Annotated in this window: 22 protein-coding genes; 17 read left to right on the forward strand and 5 right to left on the reverse strand. The window is 73.9% G+C overall.

Going from position 1 to position 24,467, the window contains the following annotated elements:
- Window position 1 precedes the first annotated feature (1 nt).
- The 10 genes from ML5_RS10415 to ML5_RS10460 are packed head-to-tail and all read left to right on the forward strand — an operon-like array spanning window position 2 to window position 12,522.
- Window positions 2–2,035, forward strand: a complete 2,034-nt coding sequence (locus ML5_RS10415; protein ID WP_013474647.1) for an ABC transporter ATP-binding protein — start codon at window positions 2–4, stop codon at window positions 2,033–2,035.
- Complete coding sequence (locus ML5_RS10420) at window positions 2,032–4,083, forward strand: hydantoinase/oxoprolinase family protein (protein WP_013285152.1); 2,052 nt, start codon at window positions 2,032–2,034, stop codon at window positions 4,081–4,083. Before ML5_RS10415 ends, ML5_RS10420 begins: the two co-directional genes overlap by 4 nt.
- Window positions 4,080–5,768 carry a hydantoinase B/oxoprolinase family protein gene (locus ML5_RS10425; RefSeq protein ID WP_013474648.1) on the forward strand — a complete coding sequence of 563 codons (1,689 nt, stop codon included), beginning with the start codon at window positions 4,080–4,082 and terminating at the stop codon, window positions 5,766–5,768. The genes ML5_RS10420 and ML5_RS10425 overlap by 4 nt, the downstream gene beginning before the upstream one ends.
- Window positions 5,761–7,431: a hydantoinase B/oxoprolinase family protein gene (locus tag ML5_RS10430; RefSeq protein WP_013474649.1), complete on the forward strand. Its 1,671-nt coding sequence runs from the start codon at window positions 5,761–5,763 to the stop codon at window positions 7,429–7,431. The genes ML5_RS10425 and ML5_RS10430 overlap by 8 nt, the downstream gene beginning before the upstream one ends.
- Complete coding sequence (locus ML5_RS10435; RefSeq protein ID WP_013474650.1) at window positions 7,428–8,693, forward strand: amidohydrolase family protein; 1,266 nt, start codon at window positions 7,428–7,430, stop codon at window positions 8,691–8,693. The genes ML5_RS10430 and ML5_RS10435 overlap by 4 nt, the downstream gene beginning before the upstream one ends.
- Complete coding sequence (locus ML5_RS10440; protein WP_013474651.1) at window positions 8,690–9,103, forward strand: nuclear transport factor 2 family protein; 414 nt, start codon at window positions 8,690–8,692, stop codon at window positions 9,101–9,103. Before ML5_RS10435 ends, ML5_RS10440 begins: the two co-directional genes overlap by 4 nt.
- The gene (locus tag ML5_RS10445) at window positions 9,100–10,104 is read left to right on the forward strand and encodes a zinc-binding dehydrogenase (RefSeq protein WP_013474652.1); all 1,005 of its coding nucleotides are present in this window, start codon (window positions 9,100–9,102) and stop codon (window positions 10,102–10,104) included. The genes ML5_RS10440 and ML5_RS10445 overlap by 4 nt, the downstream gene beginning before the upstream one ends.
- Window positions 10,101–10,430, forward strand: coding sequence for a TIGR04076 family protein (locus tag ML5_RS10450; RefSeq protein ID WP_013285158.1), 330 nt, complete (start codon window positions 10,101–10,103; stop codon window positions 10,428–10,430). The genes ML5_RS10445 and ML5_RS10450 overlap by 4 nt, the downstream gene beginning before the upstream one ends.
- Window positions 10,427–11,425, forward strand: a complete 999-nt coding sequence (locus tag ML5_RS10455) for an LLM class flavin-dependent oxidoreductase (protein WP_013474653.1) — start codon at window positions 10,427–10,429, stop codon at window positions 11,423–11,425. The genes ML5_RS10450 and ML5_RS10455 overlap by 4 nt, the downstream gene beginning before the upstream one ends.
- Window positions 11,426–11,430: 5 nt before the next feature.
- Window positions 11,431–12,522 (forward strand): alpha/beta hydrolase, encoded by a 1,092-nt coding sequence (locus tag ML5_RS10460; protein ID WP_236619396.1) that lies wholly within the window; start codon window positions 11,431–11,433, stop codon window positions 12,520–12,522.
- A 74-nt stretch (window positions 12,523–12,596) separates the two neighbouring features.
- Here the strand turns inward: ML5_RS10460 and ML5_RS10465 are convergent, their stop codons facing one another.
- Together ML5_RS10465 and ML5_RS10470 are read right to left on the reverse strand one after the other, a co-directional pair.
- Window positions 12,597–13,232: a helix-turn-helix domain-containing protein gene (locus ML5_RS10465; protein ID WP_221488115.1), complete on the reverse strand. Its 636-nt coding sequence runs from the start codon at window positions 13,230–13,232 to the stop codon at window positions 12,597–12,599.
- A 143-nt stretch (window positions 13,233–13,375) separates the two neighbouring features.
- Window positions 13,376–14,353, reverse strand: a complete 978-nt coding sequence (locus ML5_RS10470) for a hypothetical protein (protein ID WP_013474655.1) — start codon at window positions 14,351–14,353, stop codon at window positions 13,376–13,378.
- A gap of 146 nt (window positions 14,354–14,499) precedes the next feature.
- Here ML5_RS10470 and ML5_RS10475 point away from each other — a divergent pair, with 146 nt between their 5' ends.
- The 4 genes from ML5_RS10475 to ML5_RS10490 are packed head-to-tail and all read left to right on the forward strand — an operon-like array spanning window position 14,500 to window position 19,529.
- Entirely contained in the window at window positions 14,500–14,838 is a 339-nt protein-coding gene (locus ML5_RS10475; protein ID WP_013285163.1) for a PadR family transcriptional regulator, read from the forward strand.
- Window positions 14,835–15,656 (forward strand): ATP-binding cassette domain-containing protein, encoded by an 822-nt coding sequence (locus tag ML5_RS10480; protein ID WP_013285164.1) that lies wholly within the window; start codon window positions 14,835–14,837, stop codon window positions 15,654–15,656. The genes ML5_RS10475 and ML5_RS10480 overlap by 4 nt, the downstream gene beginning before the upstream one ends.
- Entirely contained in the window at window positions 15,653–16,339 is a 687-nt protein-coding gene (locus tag ML5_RS10485) for a hypothetical protein (protein WP_013474656.1), read from the forward strand. Before ML5_RS10480 ends, ML5_RS10485 begins: the two co-directional genes overlap by 4 nt.
- A gap of 52 nt (window positions 16,340–16,391) precedes the next feature.
- On the forward strand, window positions 16,392–19,529 hold the full coding sequence (locus tag ML5_RS10490) for a BTAD domain-containing putative transcriptional regulator (RefSeq protein ID WP_013474657.1): 3,138 nt from the start codon (window positions 16,392–16,394) through the stop codon (window positions 19,527–19,529).
- On the opposite strand, the gene ML5_RS10495 is transcribed toward ML5_RS10490, so the two are convergent.
- Both ML5_RS10495 and ML5_RS10500 read right to left on the reverse strand, forming a co-directional pair.
- Window positions 19,513–20,259, reverse strand: coding sequence for an ABC transporter permease (locus ML5_RS10495; RefSeq protein ID WP_013285167.1), 747 nt, complete (start codon window positions 20,257–20,259; stop codon window positions 19,513–19,515). The genes ML5_RS10490 and ML5_RS10495 overlap by 17 nt on opposite strands.
- A complete protein-coding gene (locus ML5_RS10500; RefSeq protein WP_013285168.1) occupies window positions 20,256–21,197 on the reverse strand; it encodes a daunorubicin resistance protein DrrA family ABC transporter ATP-binding protein in 942 nt (313 codons plus the stop codon). The genes ML5_RS10495 and ML5_RS10500 overlap by 4 nt, the downstream gene beginning before the upstream one ends.
- Before the next feature lie 93 nt (window positions 21,198–21,290).
- Here ML5_RS10500 and ML5_RS10505 point away from each other — a divergent pair, with 93 nt between their 5' ends.
- The 3 genes from ML5_RS10505 (at window position 21,291) to ML5_RS10515 (ending at window position 24,003) form a co-directional block, all read left to right on the forward strand.
- Window positions 21,291–21,860 (forward strand): DUF4240 domain-containing protein, encoded by a 570-nt coding sequence (locus tag ML5_RS10505; protein WP_013474658.1) that lies wholly within the window; start codon window positions 21,291–21,293, stop codon window positions 21,858–21,860.
- A gap of 77 nt (window positions 21,861–21,937) precedes the next feature.
- A complete protein-coding gene (locus ML5_RS10510) occupies window positions 21,938–23,017 on the forward strand; it encodes a DUF3800 domain-containing protein (RefSeq protein ID WP_013474659.1) in 1,080 nt (359 codons plus the stop codon).
- Complete coding sequence (locus ML5_RS10515; RefSeq protein WP_013474660.1) at window positions 23,014–24,003, forward strand: BtrH N-terminal domain-containing protein; 990 nt, start codon at window positions 23,014–23,016, stop codon at window positions 24,001–24,003. Before ML5_RS10510 ends, ML5_RS10515 begins: the two co-directional genes overlap by 4 nt.
- Window positions 24,004–24,006: 3 nt before the next feature.
- Here ML5_RS10515 and ML5_RS10520 read toward each other — a convergent pair whose 3' ends face one another.
- Window positions 24,007–24,432, reverse strand: a complete 426-nt coding sequence (locus ML5_RS10520) for a VOC family protein (RefSeq protein WP_013474661.1) — start codon at window positions 24,430–24,432, stop codon at window positions 24,007–24,009.
- Between the last annotated feature and the right edge of the window lie 35 nt (window positions 24,433–24,467).

The raw sequence follows: 24,467 nt of genomic DNA on the forward strand, positions 1-24,467 counted from the left end.
CATGCTGTCGATCGAGAACCTCTCCGTGACGATCCGCCGGCCCGGCCGGCAGGTCGCCGCGCTCAGCGGCGTCAGTTTCGCCGTCCGGCCCGGCGAGGTCGTCGGCCTGGTCGGCGAGAGCGGCGGCGGCAAGAGCATGGTGGCCCGCGCCGTCGTCGGGCTGCTGCCCGGCGGCTCGCACGCCACCGGCCGGGTGCTGTTCGGCGACTCGGACGTGCTGCGGATGGACGACACCGCGCTCGCCGCCCACCGCGGGCGCGGGGTGGCGATCTGCTTCCAGAACCCGCGCGGCGCGCTCAGCCCCACCCGCACCATCGGCAAGCAGCTCGTCGACCGGCTCGCCACCCACCAGGAGATGTCCGGCGACCGGGCCCGGGAGGCGGCGCGCGAGCTGTTCGAGGCGGTCGGCATCCGCAGCCCGCAGCGGCGGCTCGACGCGTACGCCCACGAGCTGTCCGGCGGCATGGCCCAGCGGGTGATGATCTCGCTGGCCACCGGCTGCGCGCCGGAGCTGCTGATCGCCGACGAGCCGACCACCGGCCTGGACGTGACCCTGACCCGGGAGATCCTGCGTCAGTTCCGGCACGCCGCCGACACCGACGGCCGGGGCGTCCTGCTGATCTCGCACGACCTGGCCTCCATCGCGGAGGTCTGCGACCGGGTGGTGGTGCTCTACGCCGGCACCGTGGTGGAGAGCGGACCGGCCGCGCAGGTGCTGCGGGAGCCCGCGCACCCGTACACCCGGGCGCTGCTGCGTTCGGTGCCGGACGTCGGCGGCCGGCCGGTCGTCGCCACTCCCGGCGCCATGCCGCTGCTGACGCAGGAGCCGCACAACTGCCCGTTCGTCGCCCGGTGCGCGCACGCCGACGGCACCTGCTCGTCCCGGCGCCCGGCCACAGTGCCGGTACCCGGTGGCGGCGAGTGGTCGCTCGCCTGCTTCCACCCGCAGACCCGGCCGCTGGACGCCGACGTTCCGCAGGCGTCGCACACGCCGGCAGCGTCCGGCGCGGTCTCGGCCGGCGCGGACGCGAAGCCCGCCGTGCTGGAGATCGAGGATGCGCACGTCGTCTACCGCAGCCGGTTCGGTTCCGGCGGGCACCACGCGCTGCGCGGCGTCACGCTGCGGCTCGGGCCGGGCGAGACGCTCGGTGTGGTGGGCGAGAGCGGTTGCGGCAAGAGCACCCTCGCCAAGCTCGTGATGGGCCTGGTCGCGCCCACGTCCGGCACCGTCACGGTCGCCGGGCAGGCACTGGTCAAGCAGCCGGGCCGCCCCCGTCCGCGGGGTCGGGCACTGCGCCGGGCACGGACCCGGGCCCAGCTCGTGTTCCAGGACCCGATCGGCTCGCTCAGCCCGCGCCGTCCCGTCGGCGACTCCATCGCCGAGCCGCTGCGCGCCGCCGGCCTGTCCCCGGCGCAGCGGGAGGAGCGCGTCACCGCCGTGCTGGACCGGATGGAGCTGGACCGGTCGATCCTCCAGCGCTACCCGCACGAGCTGTCCGGCGGTCAGGCGCAACGCATCGGCATCGCCCGCGCGCTGGTCGGCGAGCCGGACCTGATCGTCTTCGACGAGCCGACCTCGGCGCTGGACGTCACCGTCCAGGCGCAGATCCTCGACGTGATCGCCGACGTGGCCGCCGACGCGGAACGCGCCTCGGTGTTCATCTCCCACGACCTGGCCACGGTGCGCGGGTTCGCCGACCGCGTCGTGGTGCTCTACCTCGGCCGGGTCGTCGAGGAGGGACCGGTGGACGTCGTCTTCGACACGCCCCGGCACCCGTACACCCGCGCGCTGCTGGGCAGCGCCCCCCGCCTCGGCGGGACGGCCGGGTCCGACGGCGAGGCCGTCGAGCTGGTCAAGGACCTGGAGGAAGCCGACGCCGCGACCGGGTGCCCACTGGCCGCCCGGTGCCCGTTCGTCACCGACCGGTGCCGAGCGGAGCAGCAGGAGCTTCAGTCGTACGGCGAGAGCCGGGCCGCCTGCTGGCGCGTTCCCGAGCTTCCCGCCCTCATCGGAAGGCAGGCTGTCACGCCATGACCCGTCGCCCCATCCGGCTCGCCGTCGACATCGGCGGGACCTTCGTGGACGCCATGGAACTGGACACTCGCACCAACCGGGTCCGGTTCCGCAAGGCGGCCACGACCCCGGCCCGGCCCGCGGACGGTGTCCTCAACGCGATCACCGCGCTCGGCACCGACCTGTCCGAGGTGGAGCTGTTCATCCACGGCACCACCCTCGGCCTCAACGCGGTGCTGGAACGCCGTGGTGGCCGTACCGGCATCATCACCAACGAGGGCTTCCGGGACGTCTTCCTCATCGGCCGCGGCAACGTGCCGTCCGACCACATGTACGACTTCCAGTACCAGCGGCCGGAGAGCCTGGTGCAGCGCCGCTTCACCGCCGGTGTGCGGGGCCGGCTGGACTACCGGGGCCGCGTGGTGGAGCCGCTGGACCCGGACAGCGTCCGGGAGGCCGCCCGCACGCTCGTGGTGGACCAGCAGGTCACCTCGATCGCCATCTGCTTCCTGCACTCGTTCCTCGACCCGAGCCACGAGCGGGAGGCCGCGCGCCTGATCCACGAGGAGTTCCCCGAGGTCAGCCTGTCGCTGTCGACCGACATCGTGCGCGAGTACCGGGAGTACGAGCGCACCAGCACCACGGTGCTGGAGGCGTACATCCGGCCGATCTTCGAGCGGTACGTGGACGAGCTGGAGGCCGGCCTGGCCGAGCGCGGCTTCTCCGGGCGCTTCCTGATCATGCGCTCCGGCGGCGGTTCGATGACCAGCGCGGTCGCCAAGACCGCCCCCACGCACACGGTGCTGTCCGGCCCGGCCGGCGGCATCGTCGGTGCCGCCTACGTCGCCTCCGAGCTGGGCCGCGACAACGTGCTCACGTTCGACATCGGCGGCACCTCGCTGGACGCCTGCGTGATCGAGCGCGGCAACCCGGTCGCCGCGTACGAGGCCCAGCTGGAGCATTTCCCGCTGCTCATCCCGACGTACGACATCCGTACCATCGGCGCCGGCGGCGGCTCGATCGCCTGGCTCGACCACGGCCTGCTCAAGGTCGGCCCGCAGAGCGCCGGCGCCGACCCCGGCCCGGTCTGCTACGGCCGTGGCGGCACCAAGCCGACTGTCACCGACGCGGCGGTGGTGCTCGGCTACATGGACCCGGACCGGTTCCTCGCCGGCACCATGGGGCTGCGCGACGCCGAGGCGCGCGCCGCGATCCAGGAGCAGCTCGCCGATCCGCTCGGCCTGAGCGTGGAGAACGCGGCGGCGGGAGTGTTCGACGTGCTGCTGGCCCGCACCGTGGGCGCGGTCCGGCAGATCACCGTCGAGCGGGGGCACGACCCCCGGCAGTTCGCGCTGCTCGCGTTCGGTGGCGCCGGCCCGCTGCTGGCACCGCTGCTGGCCCGGGAGATGGGCATCGGCGAGGTGGTCGTGCCGTTCGCGCCGTCCGGCTTCTCCGCCTGGGGCATGCTCTCGGCCGACATCGTCAACGACTTCAGCCGTACCGTGATGGCCACGCTCGACGACGCCGACCTGTCGGAGCTGGAGCAGCTGTTCAAGGCCGTCGAGGCCGAGGCCGTCGCGTCGCTCGTGGCGCAGGGCGTGCCGGCCGGCGAGGCGGTGCTGGAGCGGCAGTTCGAGCTGCGCTACCTCGGCCAGGAGCACAGCCTGATGGTCACCGTCGGGCGTGAGCTGGACCGCGACGCGATCCGCGCCGCGTTCGACGAGACGCACCGCACCCGGTACGGCCACACCATGGGCAACCCGCTCCAGATCCTCAACCTGCGGGTACGCGGCATCGGGCGCACCGACCGGCCGGAGCTGGAGACCCTGCCGCGCGGCGACGGCGACCCGTCGCAGGCGCTGCTGGCACACCGTGACGCCTACGACTTCGGGCAGCAGGCGGTGGTGCCGTTCGCGGTCTACGACCGGGCCCGCCTGGAGCCGGGCGACACCTTCGACGGACCGGCGCTGATCGACGAGGGCACCTCCACCACAGTGGTGCCCAGCGGCCAGCGGGTCACCGTCGACGACCACGGATACCTGCTCGTCACCCTGGAGGAAGCCGCATGACCACGCTGGACGGAGCCCAGGTCGAGGTCGTCCGCAGCTATCTGCTGTCGGCCGCGGAGGAGATGCGGGCCACCCTCATCCGTACCTCCTTCAACCCGGTCATCTACGAGGTGCACGACTTCGGCCTGTCGATGTACGACGCCGACCTGCGGCTGGTCGCCGAGGCCACCGGGCTGACGTTCTTCCTCGGCGCGAACGACTTCTCGCTGCGCAAGGGCGTGGAGTACGTGGGCCGGGAGAACCTGCACCGCGGTGACGTGGTGCTGCTCAACTACCCGTACTGGAACGCGGCGCACGCGTTCGACGCGACGCTGTTCGCGCCGGTGTTCCGGCCGGACGAGGCGGACCCGGACGCGGACGGCGACCTGGTCGGCTTCCTCTGCGTCCGCGCGCACTGGATGGACCTGGGCGCCAAGGACCCGGGCTACGTGCTCGACTCGACCGACATGCACCAGGAGGGGCTCATCTTCCCGGGCACCAAGGTCGTGTCCCGGGGCGAGCCGGTGCGCGAGATCCACGAGCTGATCCGGTTCAACTCGCGGATGCCGGACGCGGTGCTGGGTGACCTGCACGCGCAGATCGCCGCGCTGCGCACCGGCGAGCGGCGGATGCTGGAGATCATCGAGAAGTTCGGCCGGGACACCGTGAACCAGGCGATCGACCGGATCATCGCCGACGGTGAGGCCCGCGCCCGCGCGGCGCTGGCCACGCTGCCGCAGGGCACCTGGACCGCCGAGGACTGGGTGGACGACGACGGCATCAGCGACGACCCGGTGAAGATGCGCGTCACCGTCACCATCGCCGACGGGCGCTTCGTCGTCGACTTCGCCGGTTCGGCGCCCGCGACCCGCGGCCCGATCAACATGCCGTTCGGCGCGACCGAGGCGATCTGCAAGGTCGTGCTGAAGTCGCTCACCTCCCGGGACGAGCCGTCGAACGCCGGCACCGTGGCGCCGCTGGAGGTGCGGGCCGAGCCGGGCACCCTGTTCCACGCCGTCTACCCGCAGCCCACGTTCACGCTCTGGACCGGCATCGTCGCGGTGGAGCTGATCCTCAAGGCGCTGGCCCAGGGCATGCCGGACCGGCTGCCCGCCTCCTCCGGCGGCGACGTGCCCGGCTTCATGATGGTCGGCCTGCACCCGGACACCGGGAAGATGTTCGCGGTCAGCAACAACGACCTGGTGGGCTGGGGCGGCACCGCGCAGCACGACGGGATGGACGCCGCCACCCACGTCTCCGGCAGCACCGGCCGGGGCACCCCGATCGAGGTCATGGAGGCCAAGACCGGGATGTTCTTCGAGCGCTGGGAGATCCGCGAGGACTCCGGTGGCGCCGGCCGGTTCCGTGGTGGTTGCGGCCTGCGGCGGGACATCCGGTTCGTGACGCCCGGTGAGTTCCTCACCGTCATCAAGAAGACGAAGAGCGCGCCGTGGGCGCTCGACGGCGGCTTGCAGCCGGAGCCGAACCAGATCGTGGTGTTCCCGGGCACCGACCGCGAGCACCGGGTGAGCACCAAGCGCACGACGGTCGCTGTGGGCGACCGGGTCACCCTTCTGACCGCCGGTGGCGGCGGGCACGGCGACCCGCGCGGCCGCGACCCCGAGGCGGTCCGGCGCGACGTGGCCGAGGGCTACGTCTCCCCGGAGGCGGCCCGGGACGTCTACGGAGTGGACGTCGATGGGTGAGCCGACTGTCGACGGGGCGACCGTCGAGGTCGTCCGCAGCCATCTCGTCTCGGCCGCCGAGGAGATGCGGGCCGCGCTGGTGCGCACCGCCTTCAACCCGGTGATCTACGAGGTGTACGACTTCGGCATCTCCGTCTACGACCGGCGGCTGCGGCTGGTCGCGGAGTCCACGGGGTTGTCCCGCTTCCTCGGCGCCAACGACTACTCGCTGCGCAAGGGCGTCGAGTACGTCGGCGTGGAGAACCTGCACCGCGGCGACGTGGTGCTGCTCAACTACCCGTACTGGAACGCGGCGCACACGTACGACGCGACGATGTTCGCGCCGGTGGTGCTGCCGGACAGCGAGGAGCTGATCGGTTTCCTGTGCATCCGGGCGCACTGGATGGATCTGGGCGCCAAGGATCCCGGTTACGTGCTCGACTCCACGGACATGCACCAGGAGGGGATCATCTTCCCCGGCACGAAGGTGTACTCCCGGGGCGAGCCGGTGCCGGAGATCCACGAGCTGATCCGGTTCAACTCGCGGATGCCGGAACTCGTCCTCGGCGACCTCAACGCGCAGATCGCCGCGCTGCGTACCGGTGAGCGGCGGGTGACCGAGTTGTACCGCGACTACGGTCCTGCGGTGGTCGACGCGGTCGTCGACCGGGTGATCGACGCCGCCGCGCAGCGCGCCGGGGAGGCGGTGGCCGCGCTGCCGCAGGGCAGCTGGACCGCCGAGGACTGGCTCGACGACGACGGGGTCAGCGACGATCCGATCCGGATGCGGGTCACCGTCACTGTCGCCGACGGCGAGTTCACAGTGGACTTCGCCGGGTCGTCCCCGGCGGTGCCCGGGCCGGTGAACCTGCCGTTGGGCGCGACCATCGCCACCTGCCGGGTCGCGTTCAAGGGCGTCACCACGCCGCACGAGCAGACCAACGCCGGGCACTTCGCGCCCCTGCGGGTACGCGCCGAGCCCGGTACGCTGTTCCACGCGCAGTATCCGGCCGCCACGTTCACCCAGTGGACCGGCACCGTCGCGCTGGAGCTGATCCTCAAGGCGCTGGCGCAGGGCATGCCGGACCGGCTGGCCGCCTCCTCCGGGGGCGACGTGCCCGGGTTCATGATGGTCGGCCGGCACCCGGACACTGGCGACATGTTCGCGGTCAGCAACAACGACCCGGTCGGCTGGGGCGGCACGCCCCGGCACGACGGCATCGGACCGGCGAACCACCTGTGCCAGACCCAGGCGCGCAACACGCCGGTTGAGGTGCTGGAGTCGAAGACCGGGATGTTCTTCGAGCGCCTGGAGATCCGCACCGACTCCGGTGGCGCCGGCCGGTTCCGGGGCGGCTGCGGCCTGCGGCGGGACATCCGGTTCGTGACGCCCGGTGAGTTCCTCACCGTCATCAAGAAGACGAAGAGCGCGCCGTGGGCGCTCGACGGCGGCGAGCAGCCGGAGCCGAACCAGGTGGTCGTGTTCCCGGGCACGGACCGGGAGCACCGGGTGAGCACACGGCGTACCGCGGTGGCGGTGGGGGATCGGGTGACGTTGCTGACCGCCGGTGGCGGCGGGCACGGTGACCCGAGGAGTCGGGATCCGGAGGCGGTGCGACGGGACGTGGCCGAGGGCTACGTCTCCGCGCGGGCCGCCCGAGACGTTTATGGAGTGATCGCGTGAGTGCCGCCTATTCGCCCGAACAGCCGAGCGTGCTGCTCGGCAACTGCACAGTGCTGGACGCCCGCGTGGTGGACGGCATGGCGCCCGTGACCGGCGCCGGGGTGTGGGTCCGGGGTGACCGGATCACCGCCGTCGGGCCGTACGCCGAGGTGGCCGAGCAGGCGCGGGCCGCCGGCCGGCTGACCGAGGTGGACCTCGACGGCGCGTACGTGACGCCCGGCCTGGTCAACATGCACACCCACTTCTCGCTGTCGCTGCCCGGCTCCGCCGGCGACGACGTCAAGGGGATGGGCGCGTACGACCTCGCCCACTACATGGCCGACGGGGCCCGGCGCACGCTGCACACCGGCGTGACCACAGTGCGCTGCGTGGCGGAGAAGGACCACGCCGACTTCGCGCTGCGGCGGGCGATCAACGCCGGGCGTGTCCCGGGTCCGCGCATCTACACCGCCGGACGGGCGCTGGTGTGCACCGGCGGGCACGGCCACGAGGGCAACGACACGCTCGAGTGCGACGGCCCGGTCGGCTTCCGACAGGGCGTGCGCAGCCAGATCAAGGCCGGCGCGGACCTGATCAAGGTGATGATCTCGGGCGGCATCGCCGGTGAGCACGAGAGCATCCACACGCCGCAGCTCTTCGCCGACGAGATGACGGCGGCGATCGAGACCGCCCACGCGTGGGGCCGCCGGGTGACCGCGCACGCCGGGCCCGCCGATGTGATCGCCGCGGCCGTGGAGCTGGGGCTGGACTGCGTGGAGCACGGCTACCAGCTCACCCCGCAGGTCGCGGCGCGGATGGCCGAGCGTGGCACGGCGCTCGTGCCGACGCTGCTGGTGACGCGCTGCAAGGAGTTCTTCGACGAGTTGGGCGTGCCGGAGTGGATGCAGTGCCGGTCGCTCGGCGCCGGCCCCCGGCACCTGGAGAGCTTCGAGATGGCCATCGCCGCGGGCGTGGAGGTGCTGCTCGGCAGCGACGTCCCCCCGTTCTGGGAGTTCGAGGGCACCACCGCCTCGATCCGGGAGCTGGAGTACATGTCCGAGCGGATCGGCGCCGCGCGGGCCATCCACGCCGGCACGCTCGGCCCGATCCGGTGGCTCGGCGCGGAGTCCGATCTCGGCACTGTCGAGGTCGGCAAGCTGGCCGACCTGATCGCGACGGACGCCGACCCGCTGGCCGACACTTCGGCCTTCCGGGACGTGCGGTGGGTGATGAAGGGCGGGCAGATCGCCCGCGACGACCGTAACCAGGAGGAGACGCGATGACGTTCGCGCAGGCAGGCGCGGCGGAGATCGCCGCCGGCATCGACGACATGTACGACGCGTTCCTCGCCGGGGACCAGCAGCGGTTCGACACGCACCTGGACCCCGACGTGACCACCTGGGAGACGCACCTGCCCGGGCCGCTGCGGACCCGGGCCGAACTGGACGAGTACCGCGCCCGGCGCGACGCCGCCGGGCAGCGGCCCCGGCTGGCGGTGCTCGCCCCGCGGGACAAGCGCATCGACGTGTGGGACGACTTCGGCGTGGCCCGGTACGAGCTGGTCGCGCAGCTCGGCCCGGACGACGAGCCGGAGATCACCCGGGTCACCGACGTGGTGCGCCGGATCGACGGCCGCTGGGTGATCGTGCACCACCACGCCGAGCTGGTCCGGGAACCGGTGGGCCCGGCGTGATCCGGCGGCTGGTCGCCGGGCGGACCGGTGAGCCGGCGGACGTGCTGTCGGTCGCCGACCTGCCCGACGACCCGCCGCCCGGGCCCGGTGAGGTGCAGCTCGCCGTGCGTACGGTCGGGCTGAACTTCCTGGACGTCATGCTCTGCCGGGGCGAGTACCCGGTGCGGCCGGACCCGCCGATGACACCCGGCGTGGAGACGGCCGGCCGGGTCGTCGCCGCCGGCGCCGGGGCCGAGCACCTGCTGGGTCAGGAGGTGCTCGCCTGCCCGGCGCTGCCGCGCGGTGCGCTCGGCAGCGCGGTGACCGTGGACGCCGCGGTGGTGGTGCCGCGACCGTCCACCGTCGACCCGGTCACCGCGGCGGCGCTGCCGGTCACCTACCAGACCGCGTGGTTCGCGCTGGAACGATCCGGTCTCACGGCCGGGCAGACGGTGCTGGTGCACGCGGGCGCCGGCGGGGTGGGCATCGCCGCGATCCAGCTGGCCGTCGCCCGCGGCGCGCGGGTCCTGGCCACCGCCGGCGGTCCGGCCAAGACCGCGATCTGCCGCGACCACGGCGCCCAGGTGGCGATCGACTACACGGCGGACGACTTCGTGCCCGCCGTGCTCGCGGCTACCGGCGGGCGGGGCGTGGACGTCGTGGTGGACCCGGTGGGCGGCGACGTGTTCGCCCGCTCCTGGGAGTGCCTCGCGTTCGAGGGACGCCTGGTGGCGGTGGGCGCCGCCGGTGGCGCACCGCCGCCTGTCGACCCGCTGCGGCTGATGGCGGCGAACGCGACGCTCGTCGGCCTGTCCTGGGGCTCGCAGTACCCGTGGCGGCGGGCCAGTGCCGTCGAGGCCGCGTACCAGGAGCTGTTCGACATGTGCGCCTCCGGCGCGGTCCGGCCGCCGGTCAGCCGCGTCGTCTCGCTGGACGAGGCGCCCGCGGCGCTCACCGAACTGGCCGAACGCCGGACCATCGGCAAGATCATCGTACGGATCGACGAGGGGGAGGGGCCGTGAGCGACAGCGCCGACGGCGACATGGAGATCTACGACCTGAAGGTGACAGTCGACCGGATCGAGGGCCGGTCGGTGTGCGGCATGGCCGTGGGCGACCACTTCGAACTGACGAACAGCGCCCACCTGCGGCTGCCCGAGGGAAAGCACTTCTGCGTGTACGCGCTCGCCTCGGTGCTGCCCTTCCTCGCCGCCAAGCAGCGTGACCTGGCGCCGGGGGACTGGCTGGCCCAGGACTCCCACTTCATCTGCCCCGACCCGGAGGAGCGGCTCGTCATGAAGGTGGAACGGACCTGCCGGCGCACGATGAACTCGGCGGACCTGACATGACCGTCGAGATCGGACTCGGCCTCCAGAGCGACAAGCCGGCCGGCGCCTACGCCCGGCTGGCCCGCGCCGCCGAGGCGCACGGCTTCGACGTGCTCACCGTCTTCGGCGACCTGATGTACCAGCCGCCGATCTTCCCGCTGCTGGAGATGGCACAGGCGACCGAACGGGTACGCCTCGGCGCGGCCTGCCTGAACCCGTACTCGATGGCGCCGTACGAGATCGCCGGTCAGATCGCCGCCCTGGACCTGGCCTCGCACGGGCGGGCCTACCTGGGCCTGGCCCGGGGGACCTGGCTGGGCGCTGTCGGCCTGCCGCAGCCGCGGCCGCTGACCACGATCGAGGAGGCCGTCCAGGTCGTCTACCGCCTGCTGCGCGGCGACCGCGGCGGCTTCACCGGAAAGGTCTTCTCGCTCGCCCCCGGCACCGCCCTGCGCTACGACGTGCAGCGGCCCGACCCGCCGCTGCTGCTCGGCGCGTGGGGCCCGCAGGGCGCGGCGCTGGCCGGGCGGATCGCCGACGAGATCAAGGTGGGCGGCAGCGCCAACCCGGACATGGTCCCGGTGATCCGCGAACGGCTGCGAACCGGCGCGGAGAAGGCCGGGCGCGACGTCGCGGACGTCGGCATCGTGCTCGGCGCTGTCACAGTCGTCGACACCGACGGCGAGGCGGCCCGCGCCAAGGCCCGCACCGAGGTGGCCATGTACCTGGCGGTGGTGGCCGAGCTGGACCCGACCGTCGAGATGCCCGACGACCTGGTCAAGCGCGTCGGCGAGCTGGTCGACGCGGGCGAGGACGAGGCGGCGGGCCGGCTGATCCCGGACGACGTGCTCGACCGGTTCGCCTTCTCCGGCACCCCGGAGCAGGTCGCCGCGCAGGCCCAGGCGCTCATCGACGCGGGCGTGCGCCGGGTCGAGTTCGGCACGCCGCACGGCCTCACCGACGAGCGCGGCGTCGACCTGCTCGGCTCGGCCGTCCTGCCGCTGCTGCGCAGGTGAGTCAGGTGCGGCTCACCGTCCTGGTCGGCCCCGGCCTGGTGGCCGACGCGGCCCTGCTGGCGTCGTCGACCGCCGCCACCTGCGCCGAACTCGACGTCGCAGGCGAGGTCGTCACCGCCGCCTCGGCCGACGAGATGCGCGCGCTGCTCGCCACGGCCGACCAGCCGGTGGTGGTGCTCCCCGGCCCCACGGCTGCGGCCCGTGCCCTGATCGGCGCGCAGCCGTCCGGCGTGGTCTGGTACGACCTCACAGTCGAGCCGCCGGTGCCCGGCGCGGTCCACCTGGCCGGGCGGGGACTGTGGGGCCTGACCTGGGCGATCCGGCACGCCGTGCACCGCCTCCGCGCGCCGGCCACCCGGATCGCCTACGGCCCGGACCCGGACCAGTGGGGCGACCTGCGGCTGCCGTCCACCCCGGACGCCGGGCCGGCGCCGGTCGCGGTGCTGCTGCACGGCGGGTTCTGGCGGTCCATCTGGGGCGCGGACCTGATGGACGCGCTCGCCGTCGACCTGGCCCGGCGCGGGTACGCGAGCTGGAACCTGGAGTACCGGCGCCCGGACCGGCACGGCTGGGACGCGACCACACAGGACGTGCAGGCGGGCCTCCTCGCGTTGCGGGAACCCGCCCGCGACCGGATGGTCGACCTGGACCGGATCGTCGTGCTGGGACACTCGGCCGGCGGGCAGCTCGCGTTGCGCGCCGCGGCGGACCTTGCCGCGCGTACGAGCGGGCCGCGTGTCGCGCTCGCGGTGTCGCTGGCCGGGGTGCTCGACCTCACCGAGGGCGAGCGGCGCTACCTCGGCGACGGCGCGGTCGCCGCGGCGCTGGGCGGCTCACCGTTGACGGCACCACGCCGGTACGCCGAGAGCGACCCGATGCTCCGCCTGCCGACAGGGGTGCCCACACTGCTCGTGCAGGGAACGGAGGACAGCCTCGACCTCGTCGACGCCAACCGGCGCTACGCCGCCGCGGCGGCAGCCGCCGGGGACGAGATCCGCCACCTCGAACAGCCGGGGGACCACTTCGCCGTCATCGACCCGGCCTCGGCCGTCTGGCAGGACACGATGACCGCCGTGGACGGACGCCTCGGCCGCTGACGCCGGACGCTGAATCGCCCTCCAGGTTCACCTACGTGAACACGGAGGGCGATTCGTGGTGCCCGGGGCGCGGGTCAGAACAGGCGGGGCGTGACCACCGAGACCACAGTCGTCACCGCGTCGGTGTCGTTGTAGAGCTGGTGCGGCACCGACGAGCGCAGGTGCACGCTGTCGCCCGGGAACAGCCGGTGCTCGACGCCCTCGACCTCGTAGAGCAGCTCGCCGGAGATGACGTAGGCGAACTCCTCGCCCCGGTGGCCGTACGCGTTCTCCCGGCGCCCGCCCGGCGCGATGTGCACGAGCATCGGTTCGAGCACCAGGTCCGGCCCGCGGTCGGAGAGCATGCGGTAGGTCTGCTGCCCGGACACGTACTGCGTGGCGGCCGTCTCCGCCCTGGTCAGCGTGAAGTGCCGGGGAAGCGAGGAGACGGTGCTGTCCGGCGCGGCGGTGCCGGCGTCGAAGAAGTCGGCCACCGACCGGTCGAGCGCCTTGGCGACGCTGCCGAGCGCGGTCAGCCCGATGGAGGAGATGCCCCGCTCGACCTGGGACAGGAAGCCGATGGACAGCCCGGAGCGGGAGGCGAGGCCGCGCAGCGTCAGCCCGCGCTCCTTGCGGTAGCGCCGGATCCGGCCGCCGACGACGCCCGCGGGCGTGTTCTCGTCCGCGGCGCCACCGGAGCCGGCCTGCTCCGACGGCGGCTGACTGTTCATGGGCCGCACGGGGACCTCCTGTCGAGGTGGCGGGACGTCCGCCAGGATGTTCGATGGTATCGAACATCCCGGCCGGTCCGCGAGGGGCCGTGCGGCCGGTTTCCCCACATCGTCCCGGGTGGACCGCGGCCGGCGTCGCCCGCCTACCGCTTCACCAGGTTGCGCAGCGCCCCGAGCAGCGATCGGTGGCTGACCTCGGCGTAGATCTTCTTGTCCGAGCCGTACAGGACCACGTACGGGCACTGCTGGTCGTCCCCGCCCATGGTCTTGTCCAGCAGTCGGCGGCCGGTCGCCACCTCGTACACCCGCAGGCGGTAGGTGGCCTTCAGCAGCGTCAGCGTGTCCGGCTTCGGGTCGTCGTAGCGGCACTTGCGGATCGTCGCGCCGGTGCTCGTGCGATCCAGGCAGGCGACCATCTGCACGGTCTTCGGGTCCTCCGACGCCCAGGTCCGCTCCACCCGCTTCGACAGGTCCTCGTCGTAGTAGTAGACCTGGTCGTGGCGGCGGCTGCCCGTGCCCAGGTCGGTGCCGACGAGCAGTGCCACCGGGTGCGGCGCCGCTCCGGTGCGCCTCGGCGACTGCGGGAAGTAGAGAACCCCGTCGCACACGTCGTTGAGATCGGAGATCTGCGCCGCCGGGAAGTCGCTCGGCTGCGGCCCGCGCGCCGACGGCTCCGCGCTCGCCGTCGCACCCGGCGTGGGCGTCGCGCCGGACGACCGCCAGGGCGCCACCGGCGGCGCGGCGGGCTCCCGCCCGGCCGTCTCGCGGGGCGAGGAACCCAGCAGGAACGCGCCGCCGATCAGGCCCGAGCACGCCACCAGCAGCAGCACGCTCAGCACCGCGACGGCGACGACCAGACCGCGGCTGCGGCCGGACGACTGCGGGCCGGGTGGCGGGTACGGCCCGAACGGCGCAGCCGGCGTGGCCGGACCGTACGGCGGACCAGCGATGGGCGGCCCGTAACCCGGAACGGGCGACCCGTGATCCGGCCCGGTGGCGGGCGGTGGTGGCGGCCCGGGAACGCCGGGCGGCTCGCCGGCCGGCCGCATCCAGGCGGTCTCTCCCCGCTGTTCCGCGTCCCCCGCCAGTCCCTGCTCGGATCCGGCCCCCGTGTCGGACATGCGCATTCCCCCGTCGAACCCGTGCGGAGGGCGCAACCTATCAGCCTCGCCGGGCCGGAGGAGGCCCCACTAGATGGTTGCGCTACCTAGGTAGCGGCGCTACCGTCATCGCCGGATGTCGTCCGATCGGGACAGTGCGGAGCGGGATGAACCAGGAACGGCGGGCGCAGTGGCTGCGCGGGGTGCTCGACCTCTGCGTGCTCGCGCTGCTGAGCCGGGGCGAGTCCTACGGCTACGAGCTGTCCCAGGCGTTGCGGGCCCACGGGCTGGGCGCCGTGCAGGGCGGCACCCTCTATCCGGTGCTGCTGCGGTTGCAGCGCTCCGGCCTGCTCACCGCGCACTGGCGGGAGGGCGGGACCGGGCCCGCGAGGAAGTACTACCGGATCAGCCCGGCCGGCAGCGCGGCGTTGCGGGCCGCCGCGATCGACTGGAGCGCCTTCGCGTCGAGCGTGGGCACGATACTGCGCGAGGAGCCGAAGCGGTGAACCATGAACCCTGGCTCGCCGCCCTGACCGGCGAGCTGCGCCGGCACGGGGTGGGGCCCGACCTGACCGGCCACGTCGTCGCGGAGGCGGCCACCCACCTGCTCGACAGCGGGGAGTCGCCGCTGCGGGTCTTCGGCGCGCCGGAGACGTACGCCCGGGCGGTGGTCGACAGCCTCGGTGGCCCCGACGTGCGACCGCCGCGTCGCCAGCCCGGACCGGTGCGGCTCGCCGCGCGCGGCATCACCAAGCGCTACCGGGGGCGGACCGTCCTGGACCGGGTCGACCTCACCGTCCGGGCGGGCCAGATCGCGGCGGTGGTCGGCGCCAACGGCGCCGGCAAGAGCACCTTCCTGCGGATCTGCGCCGGCCTGCTGAGCCCGGAGGCGGGCACCGTCGAGGTGCACGGCACGCTCGGCTACTGCCCGCAGGACGGCGGCACCGCCGAGTTCCTCAGCCCGGACGAGCACTTCGTGCTGATCGGCGCCGGCCGGGGGCTGGGCCGGACGGCGGCCCGTCGGGCCGGTCGCGCGGAGGCGGCCGGGCTGGAGTGGACACCGCCGCGACGCATCCAGGCCCGGCACCTCTCCGGCGGCACGCGGCAGAAGCTCAACCTGGTGCTGGCCCGGCTCGGCGAGCCGGACGTGCTGCTCCTCGACGAGCCCTACCAGGGGTTCGACAGGGGCACCTACCTCGACTTCTGGCACGAGGTGTGGCGCTGGCGCGACGCCGGCAAGGCCGTCGTGGTCGTCACCCACCTGCTCAACCAGCTCGACCGCGTCGACGTCGTGCTCGACCTGGCCGGGGAGCGTGACGCGTGAGCCGGACCCTGGTGGTGGCCGAGGCCGCCCTGCGCGAGCTGCTGCGCCGCCGTACCGTGCTGGTCATCCTGCTGCTGATGCCGCTGGCGTTCTATCTGAGCCGCCGCGGCGACCACCTCGGACAGTCGATCCGCTTCGTCTGCCTCGGCCTGGGCTGGGCGCTCAGCACCGCCGCGCTGTTCGCGGGCAGCGCGGCGCGCGGCATCGAACCCCGCCTGCGGCTCTCCGGCTACGGCAGCCGGCACCTGGTGCTCGGCCGGCTGCTCGCGCTGTGGACCGTCGGCGTGCTCCTCTCCACTCCGTACTTCCTGCTCGTCCTGGCCGACCAGCGCGACGTCCGGTATGGCGCGATCGCCCTGATCATGGCGCTGACCGTGTTCGTGTCGGTGCCGTTCGGCCTGCTGCTGAGCGCCGTGCTGCCGCGTGAGCTGGAGGGCACGCTGGTGCTGCTCACAGTGGTCGGTCTCCAGATGGTGATGGACCCGGCGGGCAGCGCCACCCGCGCGTTGCCGTTCTGGTTCAGCCGCGAGCTCGCCACGTACGCCGTCGACCACACCGACGGCGGCTACCTCAACCGCGGCCTGACCCACGGGCTGGCCTTCGCTGTCGCACTCACGCTGCTGGTCGTGGCGGCCGCCGCGGTGCGGCTGCGGCAGCGCCGCCACCTGCGCCTGGCCACCTGACCGGCGGGGGCGGCGGACCGGACCCGGTCGCCGGGCGTGGCAGGATCGGCGGGTGCAGATCGGGTTGCTCGGGCCGTTCCAGGTCACCACGGACGGTGGCGTACCGGCCGACGTGCCGGGCGCGCGGCTGCGCGGGCTGCTGGCCGCCCTCGCGCTCCAGCCCGGCCGCGTGGTCCCGAAGGCGACGCTCGTCGACTGGATCTGGGGCGAGCAGCCGCCCGCCGACGCCGCGAACGCGCTGCAGCGGCTGGTCTCCCGGCTGCGCAAGGCGCTGCCGGCGGGCGCCGTCGACGGGCTGCCCGACGGCTACCGGCTCGCCGTCGAGCCCGACGCCGTCGACGCCGTACGGTTCGAGCGTCTCGTCCGCCGGGCCCGCGACGGCGACGGGCCGCAGCGGGTACGGCTGCTGCGCGAGGCGCTGGGCCTGTGGCGCGGCGACGCGCTGCGCGACATCGGCCTGCCCGACAGTCCGGCGCTCGACGCGGCGGCCACCCGGCTGGAACGGCTGCGCCTGACCGCGACGGAGGACCGGTACGACGCCGAGATCGGGCTCGGCCGGGAGGCCGACCTGATCCCGGAGCTGACCGACCTGGTGGCCGCCCATCCCGTGCGCGAGCGGCTCGCCACGGCGCTGATGCGCGCGCTCGTCGCGGCCGGCCGCGACACCGAGGCGCTGCTGGTCTACCAGCGCACCGCCGACGCGCTCGCCGACGCGCTGGGCGCCGACCCGTCGCCGGAGCTGTCGGCGCTGCACGTCGCCCTGCTGCGCGGCGAGACGGTACGCCGGGAGGACACCCGCCGCACCAACCTGCGCGCCGAGCTGACCAGCTTCGTCGGCCGGGACGCCGACCTCACCGCGGTCGGCACGCTGGTGGCCGAGCACCGGCTCACCACGCTCACCGGCCCGGGCGGCTCCGGGAAGACCAGGCTGGCCACGGAGACCGGGCGCCGGATGACGGGCGACCTGCCGGACGGCGTGTGGCTGGTGGAGTTCGCCGCCGTCAGCGCCGGCGGGGACGTGGTGCAGGCGACGATCTCCGGGCTCGGCCTGCGCGACGCGCTGCTCGGCGACGCGGGCAGCGCGGAACCGGCCGACCGGCTCGTCGCGGCGATCCGGGACCGGGAGATGCTGCTGATCCTGGACAACTGCGAACACGTCGTCGACCAGGCGGCGGCGCTGGCGCACCGGCTGCTCGGCGAGTGCCGGCGGCTGCGGATCCTGGCCACGAGCCGGGAACCGCTCGGCATCACCGGGGAGGCGCTGTGGCCGGTCGCGCCGCTGGGCCTGCCGGACGGCGACGCCCCGATCGCCGAGGTCGAGTCGTCGCCCGCCGTGCGCCTGCTGCGGGACCGGGCCGCGGCGGTACGCCGGGACCTCGCCTTCGACGCCCGGGCCGCGACGACGATGGCGCGGATCTGCCGGGCGCTCGACGGCATGCCGCTGGCGATCGAACTGGCCGCGGCGCGGCTGCGCACCATGTCCGTCGACCAGCTCGCCACCCGGCTCGACGACCGGTTCCGGCTGCTCACCGGCGGCAGCCGGACCGCCCTGCCCCGGCACCGGACGCTGCGCGCGATGGTCGACTGGAGCTGGGAACTGCTCAGCGACGCCGAACGCGCGGTGCTGCGCCGGCTGTCGGTGTTCTCCGGCGGGGCGAGCCTGGACGCGGCCGAGCGGGTCTGCGCCGGCGGCGCCGTCGAGCCGGGCGACGTGCTCGACCTGCTCACCGCGCTGACCGACAAGTCGCTGCTGGTCGCCGCCGGTGACGTCGCGCCGCACTACCGCATGCTCGGCACGATCAAGGAGTACGCCGCGCAGCGGCTCGCCGAGGTGGGGGAGGAGGACCTCGCCCGTCGCGCGCACCTGGCGTACTTCACCGAGCTGGCCGAGACCGCCGAGCCGCGGCTGCGCCGCGCCGACCAGCTCACCTGGCTCGCCCGGCTGGAAGCCGAGCACGACAACATCACCGCAGCCGTGCGGGGGGCGCTCGCCGCGGGTGAGGGGCGCGAGGCGATGCGGCTCGCGGCCGGCGCCGGCTGGTACTGGTGGCTCGGCGGCCACCGGACCGAGGGCATGGAACTGATCATCGCGGCCACCGAGGCGCCCGGCGACGTGCCCGACGACATCCGAGCCGTGGTGTACGGACTCGTGGTGCTGTTCCTCAGCTCCGGGCCGGGCGACGCGCAGCACGCGGCCGAGTGGATCCACAAGGCGTACCGGTTGAGCGGCGAAGGCCACGGTGGTCACCCGGAGCTGGCCCTGGTCGTGCCGATGGAGCGCATGCTGCGGGAGCCGGACGCGCTGCTGCCCGCCTGGGAGTCGCTGCTCGACCACGAGGACCCGTGGGTACGCGCGCTGGCCCGGCTGCACCTGGGCAAGCTGCGGGTCATCCTCGGCGTCGAGGCGGCGCAGGCGGAGGCGTGCCTGCGGCAGGCGCTCGCCGAGTTCCGGGCGGTCGGTGAACGCTTCGGGATCTCGTTCGCGCTCAGCGAGCTGGCCGAGCTGATCGCCGTACGCGGTGACGTCGCCGCCGCCTGCGACTACTACGAGCAGGCGGTCACGGCGGTCACCGAAGTCGGCGCCGTCGAGGACGTGATCCGGATGCGGGCGCGGCTGGCCTGGCTGTACCGGCTGGGCGGCGACGAGACGGCGAGCGCCGCCGCGCTGGCCGAGGCGCACCGGCTCGCCGCGGGGGTCGCCTGGCCGGGCGCGCTGGCCGAACTGGCGCTGGTCCGGGCGTACCTGGCCCGCCACGACGGTGACGCGGACGAGGCGTACGCGCAGCTGCGGTCGGTGTCGGCGCTGCTCGGCGACGAGGCGGACCTGGCGAGTGTCCGGGCGGGCACCCAGGATCTGCTGGGTTACCTGGCCGAGGACGTCGAGCAGGCTCGTACCCATCGGGCGGCGGCGTGCCGGGCGGCGCGCGAGGGTGGCTACGCGCCGCTGACCGCGCAGGTGCTCGTCGGTGTCGCGGACCTGGCGGTGCGGCTGGACCGGCCGGACCACGCGGCGCGGCTGCTCGGCGCCGCCACCGCGGTACGCGGGCTGCCCGACCGCGCCCACCCCGACGTGCCGCGGATCGAGGCGGCGGCGCGCGACCGCCTCGGCGACGCGGAGTTCGCCGAGGCGGTCGCACAGGGCCGGGAGACCGGCTGGGAGCGGCTGGTCGAGATCACGCTCGCTTCGTGAACGTGGACCGCGCCCACAGGTAGCCGACCACAGCGATGCCGGCGCACCAGACGACCGCGGGGATCACGTCGCCGGCCGACGGCGCGCCGTCGAGCAGGCCGCGCAGGGTCTCGATGATCGGCGTGAACGGCTGGTACTCGGCGAACTGCCGCAGTCCCGGCCCCATCTTGTCCGCGGGCACGATCGCGCTGCTGAAGAACGGCAGCAGGACCAGCGGCACGGAGGCCATGCCCGCCGACTCCGGCGACTTCGCGAACAGGCCCAGCGCGACTGTGAACCAGCTGACGGCGACGCTGAGCAGCACCACCACGCCGGCCACGCCGAGCCAGTGCAGGGGATCGGCGGCCGGGCGGAAGCCGAGCAGGAACGCCACCCCGACCAGGGCCGCGACCGCGAGGACGTTCGTCAGCACGGTGGCGACGACGTGGCCGGTCAGCACCGCGCCCCGGGAGACGTGCATGACCTTGAAACGGTTGATGATGCCCTTGGTCATGTCGGAGTTCACCGACGTCGCGGTGCCGCCGAGGCCGTAGCAGACCGCCAGCAGCATCAGGCCCGGCGTCGCGTAGTCGACGTAGTCGACGCCGACGGAGAACGCGTCGCCGAGCATGTACACGAACATCAGCATGACGATGATCGGCATCAGCACCGCGTTGAACACCGAGGTCGGGTTGCGGCGCAGGTGCGTCAGGTTGCGGCGCAGCATGACGACCGAGTGGTTTCTGCTCATCTGGCGGCCACCTCCGGGGTACGGCCCGTCAGGGCCAGGAAGACGTCGTCGAGGTCGGGGGTCTGCACGGACAGGTCGTCGGCGTTGATCGCGTGCGCGTCGAGCCGGTCGAGCAGGGCGCGCAGCGCCGCGGTTCCGCCGTCGGCGGGCACCCGCAGCGCCAGCGCCTCCTCGTCGCGTACCGCCTCGGGCAGCACCAGCGCCGCCGCGTCGAGTTCGGCGACGGTGCCGAACCGCAACCGCACGTGCGTGCCGGGGATCCGGCGCTTCAGCTCCTCCGGCGTGCCCTGGGCGACCAGCCGGCCCTGGTCGAGCACCGCGATCCGGTCGGCGAGACGGTCGGCCTCGTCGAGGTACTGGGTGGTGAGGAAGACCGTCACGCCGCCCGCGACCAGATCCCTGATGATCGACCACATGGTGCGGCGGCTGCGCGGGTCCAGCCCGGTCGTCGGCTCGTCCAGGAAGATGATCCGCGGCTCGCCGACCAGCGTCATCGCCAGGTCCAGCTTGCGGCGCATGCCCCCGGAGTACGTCGACACCGGCTTGTCGGCGGCCTCGACCAGGTCGAACCGTTCCAGCAACTCCGCGACGACCCGCTTGCCGGGCACGCGGTTGCGCGGGCCGAGGTCGACCATCAGTTGCAGGTTCTCCCGCCCGGTCAGCAGTTCGTCCACCGCCGCGAACTGCCCGGTCACGCCGATCGCCGCGCGGACCGCCTTGGCCTCGGTGACGACGTCGTGCCCGGCCACCCGCACCGACCCGGCGTCGGCGCGGATCAGGGTGGTCAGGATGTTGATCGCTGTCGTCTTGCCGGCTCCGTTCGGGCCGAGCAGGGAGAAGATCGTCCCGGCGGGGACGTCCAGATCGATGCCGTCGAGCACCACCTTGTCCTTGTACGCCTTGCGCAGCCCGGAGACCGTTATCGCTGAACTCGTCATGCGACCACCATGGGCGGCCGTACCGCCACCGCCCTGACACGGCGCTGACACGGCCGCTGACAGCTTGTCGGTGGGCCGGCGTACGGTCCCGCCGTGGATCGGGAGACGTTCTGGGACATCGTGGAGCGGGCGCGTGGCGCTGCGGGCCGCGAGACGGTCACCGCCGAGGGGGCCGACGCGGTGGCCCGGCACCTCGTCGCGGAGCTGTCGGTGCTGAGCCCGGCAGCGATCGTGGGCTTCCAGCAGGCGTACGACGACGTGAATCTGGAGGCGTGGCGCTGGGACCTGTGGGCGGCCGCCTACCTGATGCGCGGCGGCTGCTCGGACGACGGATTCGACTACTTCCGCGGCTGGCTGGTCGCGCAGGGGCGGGCGGTCTGGGAGCGGGCCGTCGCCGATCCCGACTCACTCGCCGAGGCCGGCGTCGACCCGGAAGACGACGCGGTCGAGTGCGAGGCGGTGCTGAGCGCGGCGGGCGACGCCTACGCCGAGGCGACCGGCGCCGGCACCGACGCGTTCTGGGAGGCGCTGGACGCCGCCGACCGGGCTGCAGACGACCGGGCGCCGGCCGACCCGGCCGGTGAGGACTTCGACTTCGACGACGACGAGCAGATGCACGCCCGGCTGCCGCGCCTGACCGCGATCTACCGGCCGCTGGAATGAGCCGGCGCGACCCGCCTCCGGCCCGATCCGGGTTAACCGCTGGTCCGCCGCGGGCCGGGTGGGCGAGCATGGTCGGCATGGCCGGGTCGACGGGTGCGAGGCTGCCGCTGCAGGGTGGGCTGCCACCCGGCGAGGCGCTGACCGGCGCGGTGCTGGAGATCGCCTGCGACGAGTCCGGTTTCTCCGGGACCAACCTGCTCGATCCGGCCACCCCGGTGATCGTCCACGCCAGCGTCGACCTGAGCCGTGACGAGGCCGCTGCGTTGATCCGTACGCTGCGGTCCGGGTTCCGGTTCTCGCCCGACGAGGTCAAGTCCCGGCAGTTCCTGCGCCGCCGCGAGGCCGCCGAGGCGGCGGAGTGGTTCCTGTCCGCGCTGCGCGGCCGGGCGCACGTGCACCTGGTCGACAAGGAGTTCTTCCTCGCCACCCGGGTCGTCGACCTGCTGCTGGCCGAGCCGTCGTACGCGGCGGGCACCCGCCTCGCCGGTGACCGGCGTCAGGCCGCGGCGACGCTGCACCGGGCCGGGCGGGCGGCCGGACCCGGCTGGGCGGTCTTCCTCGCCGCCGTCGTCGAGATGCTGCGCACCAAGCGGCGGGATCGGGCGGACGACCGGAGCGTGCAACGGTTCTTCGCCGCGCGGGACGCGTTACGGCGTCACGTCGGCGACGAGGCGGCCGGCGCGGTCCTCGACGCGCTCGATCCGGTCCGGGTGGCTGAGGTGCAGGCCAGGTTGTATGCGGGCGACCGGACGATCCCGCCACCGCTGGAGCCGCTGCTGCCGGCGCTGGCCGAGACCGTCCTGCACTGGAGCGGCGGCCGGCGGCGGGTGCTGGTGATCCACGACGAGCAGAGCGCGCTCACCCAGGACCGGCTGCGCCGCCTCCAGGCGGCACTGGCCGCGGTCGACCCGGTCGGTCCGTCACCGCTGGCCGGGCTGGTGATGACCGATTCGCGCGACGACCCGCGCGTCCAGGCCGCCGACCTGCTCGCCGGGGTGGCCCGCCGGATGCCCGGCATCCCCGGCGACGGACCGCTGCGCCCGCTGCTGGCCCCGCCCTCCGGGGACGCCCCGGGCACCGCCGCTGGAGCGCACGATCCGGGCGCCGCCGCAACGCACGATCCGAGCGCCGTGACGGCGGAACAGGAGGCGACGTGATTCTCGACGACGTGACGCCGACCGGCGGGGTGCACTGCGAGACCACCACGCTCGGCGTGCTGACCCGGCACGCGGGCCTGGACCTGTCCGAGCCGATGCTGTTCGGTCTCGGCGAGGGGCTCGGCTTCGTCTACTGGGACGCCAAGGGCATGGACGTGCCGTTCCTCGGCGGGCGCACCAAGCCGCTGTGCGTGACCCGCGCCGCCGCCGGCCGCCTCGGGTTGGACCTGCGCGTCCGGGAGACGACGTCGGCGGCCAGGGCGTGGCGGAACGTCACCGAGGCGCTGGACGCCGGGCACCCGGTCGGCCTGCAACTGGACTCGTACCACCTGGACTACTTCACCACCCGGGTCCACTTCGGCGGGCACACAGTCGCCGTGTACGGCTACGACGACTCACACGCCCACCTGGTCGACACCGCCCAGCAGGGCGGCGCGGTGACCACCACGCTGGACAGCCTGGCCCGGGCCCGCGCCGCGCGCGGGCCGATGACCGCGCGCCACCTGTCGTACACGCTCACCGCGCCCGGCGGCCCGCCGGACCTGGACGCCGCCGTCCGCGCGGCGGTACGCGCCAACGCCGGGGCGTTCCTCGACCCGCCGATCGCCAACCTCGGCCACCGGGGGATCGCCACCGCCGCCGCCCGGGTGACCCGCTGGCTGGACCGCGCCGCCGATCCGGCACGCGACCTTCCGCTCGCCGCGACGCTGATGGAACGCGGCGGCACCGGCGGCGCGCTGTTCCGCACCATGTACCGGGACTTCCTCGCCGAGGCCGCCACCGTCACCGGTGACGCCCACCTGCGCCGGGCACAACTGATGTACGCCGACATCGCGCCGCTGTGGACCGCCGTCGCCGACCACATCGCCACCGCCGGGCGGACCGGGGACGCCGCCCACCTGACCCGCGCGTCTGCGGTCCTCGCCGACCTGGCCGTCCGCGAACGCGAGGCGATGACGGTGCTGGCCGCCGTCGACGCGCGGTAGGCGTCAGCTCAGCTGCTCGGCCAGCGCCACGATGACGCCCGCCGGGCCGCGCAGGTAGCAGAGCCGGTAGACGTCCCCGTACTCCGCCACCTCACCGATCAGCTCACCGCCGTGGGCCCGCAGCCGGGCCACCGTGTCGTCGACGTCGTCCACGGCGAACATGACCGACCGCAGGCCCAGCGTGTTCGGCGGCGCGTCCGGCGGTTCGGCGGCGACGAGTGCCGGCGCCCGGAACCGCGTCAGTTCGAGCTTGCCGTGGCCGTCCGGCGTACGCATCATCGCGATGTCGACCCGCACGCCGTCGATGCCGTTGACCCGGTCCACCCACTGCCCCTCGACCGGCATCTCGCCCTCCACCTCCATCCCGAGTTCGGTGAAGAAGGCGATCGCGGCCGGCAGGTCGTCCACCACGACGCTGACGTGATCCATCCGCTGAAGCGTCACGCCCCGAGCATAGGGCGACG

The organism is Micromonospora sp. L5 (assembly GCF_000177655.2).
Lineage (GTDB): Bacteria > Actinomycetota > Actinomycetes > Mycobacteriales > Micromonosporaceae > Micromonospora > Micromonospora aurantiaca.

What these genes read in the sequence shown, in the direction of transcription:
- ML5_RS10430 (WP_013474649.1), top strand. Translation starts at nt 5,761, where the DNA reads ATGGGTGAGCCGACTGTCGACGGGGCGACCGTCGAGGTCGTCCGCAGC.
- ML5_RS10475 (WP_013285163.1), top strand. Translation starts at nt 14,500, where the DNA reads ATGAACCAGGAACGGCGGGCGCAGTGGCTGCGCGGGGTGCTCGACCTC.
- ML5_RS10520 (WP_013474661.1), bottom strand. Translation starts at nt 24,432, where the DNA reads ATGGATCACGTCAGCGTCGTGGTGGACGACCTGCCGGCCGCGATCGCC.
- ML5_RS10510 (WP_013474659.1), top strand. Translation starts at nt 21,938, where the DNA reads ATGGCCGGGTCGACGGGTGCGAGGCTGCCGCTGCAGGGTGGGCTGCCA.
- ML5_RS10440 (WP_013474651.1), top strand. Translation starts at nt 8,690, where the DNA reads ATGACGTTCGCGCAGGCAGGCGCGGCGGAGATCGCCGCCGGCATCGAC.
- ML5_RS10425 (WP_013474648.1), top strand. Translation starts at nt 4,080, where the DNA reads ATGACCACGCTGGACGGAGCCCAGGTCGAGGTCGTCCGCAGCTATCTG.
- ML5_RS10455 (WP_013474653.1), top strand. Translation starts at nt 10,427, where the DNA reads ATGACCGTCGAGATCGGACTCGGCCTCCAGAGCGACAAGCCGGCCGGC.
- ML5_RS10495 (WP_013285167.1), bottom strand. Translation starts at nt 20,259, where the DNA reads ATGAGCAGAAACCACTCGGTCGTCATGCTGCGCCGCAACCTGACGCAC.
- ML5_RS10420 (WP_013285152.1), top strand. Translation starts at nt 2,032, where the DNA reads ATGACCCGTCGCCCCATCCGGCTCGCCGTCGACATCGGCGGGACCTTC.
- ML5_RS10415 (WP_013474647.1), top strand. Translation starts at nt 2, where the DNA reads ATGCTGTCGATCGAGAACCTCTCCGTGACGATCCGCCGGCCCGGCCGG.
- ML5_RS10470 (WP_013474655.1), bottom strand. Translation starts at nt 14,353, where the DNA reads ATGTCCGACACGGGGGCCGGATCCGAGCAGGGACTGGCGGGGGACGCG.
- ML5_RS10500 (WP_013285168.1), bottom strand. Translation starts at nt 21,197, where the DNA reads ATGACGAGTTCAGCGATAACGGTCTCCGGGCTGCGCAAGGCGTACAAG.
- ML5_RS10465 (WP_221488115.1), bottom strand. Translation starts at nt 13,232, where the DNA reads ATGAACAGTCAGCCGCCGTCGGAGCAGGCCGGCTCCGGTGGCGCCGCG.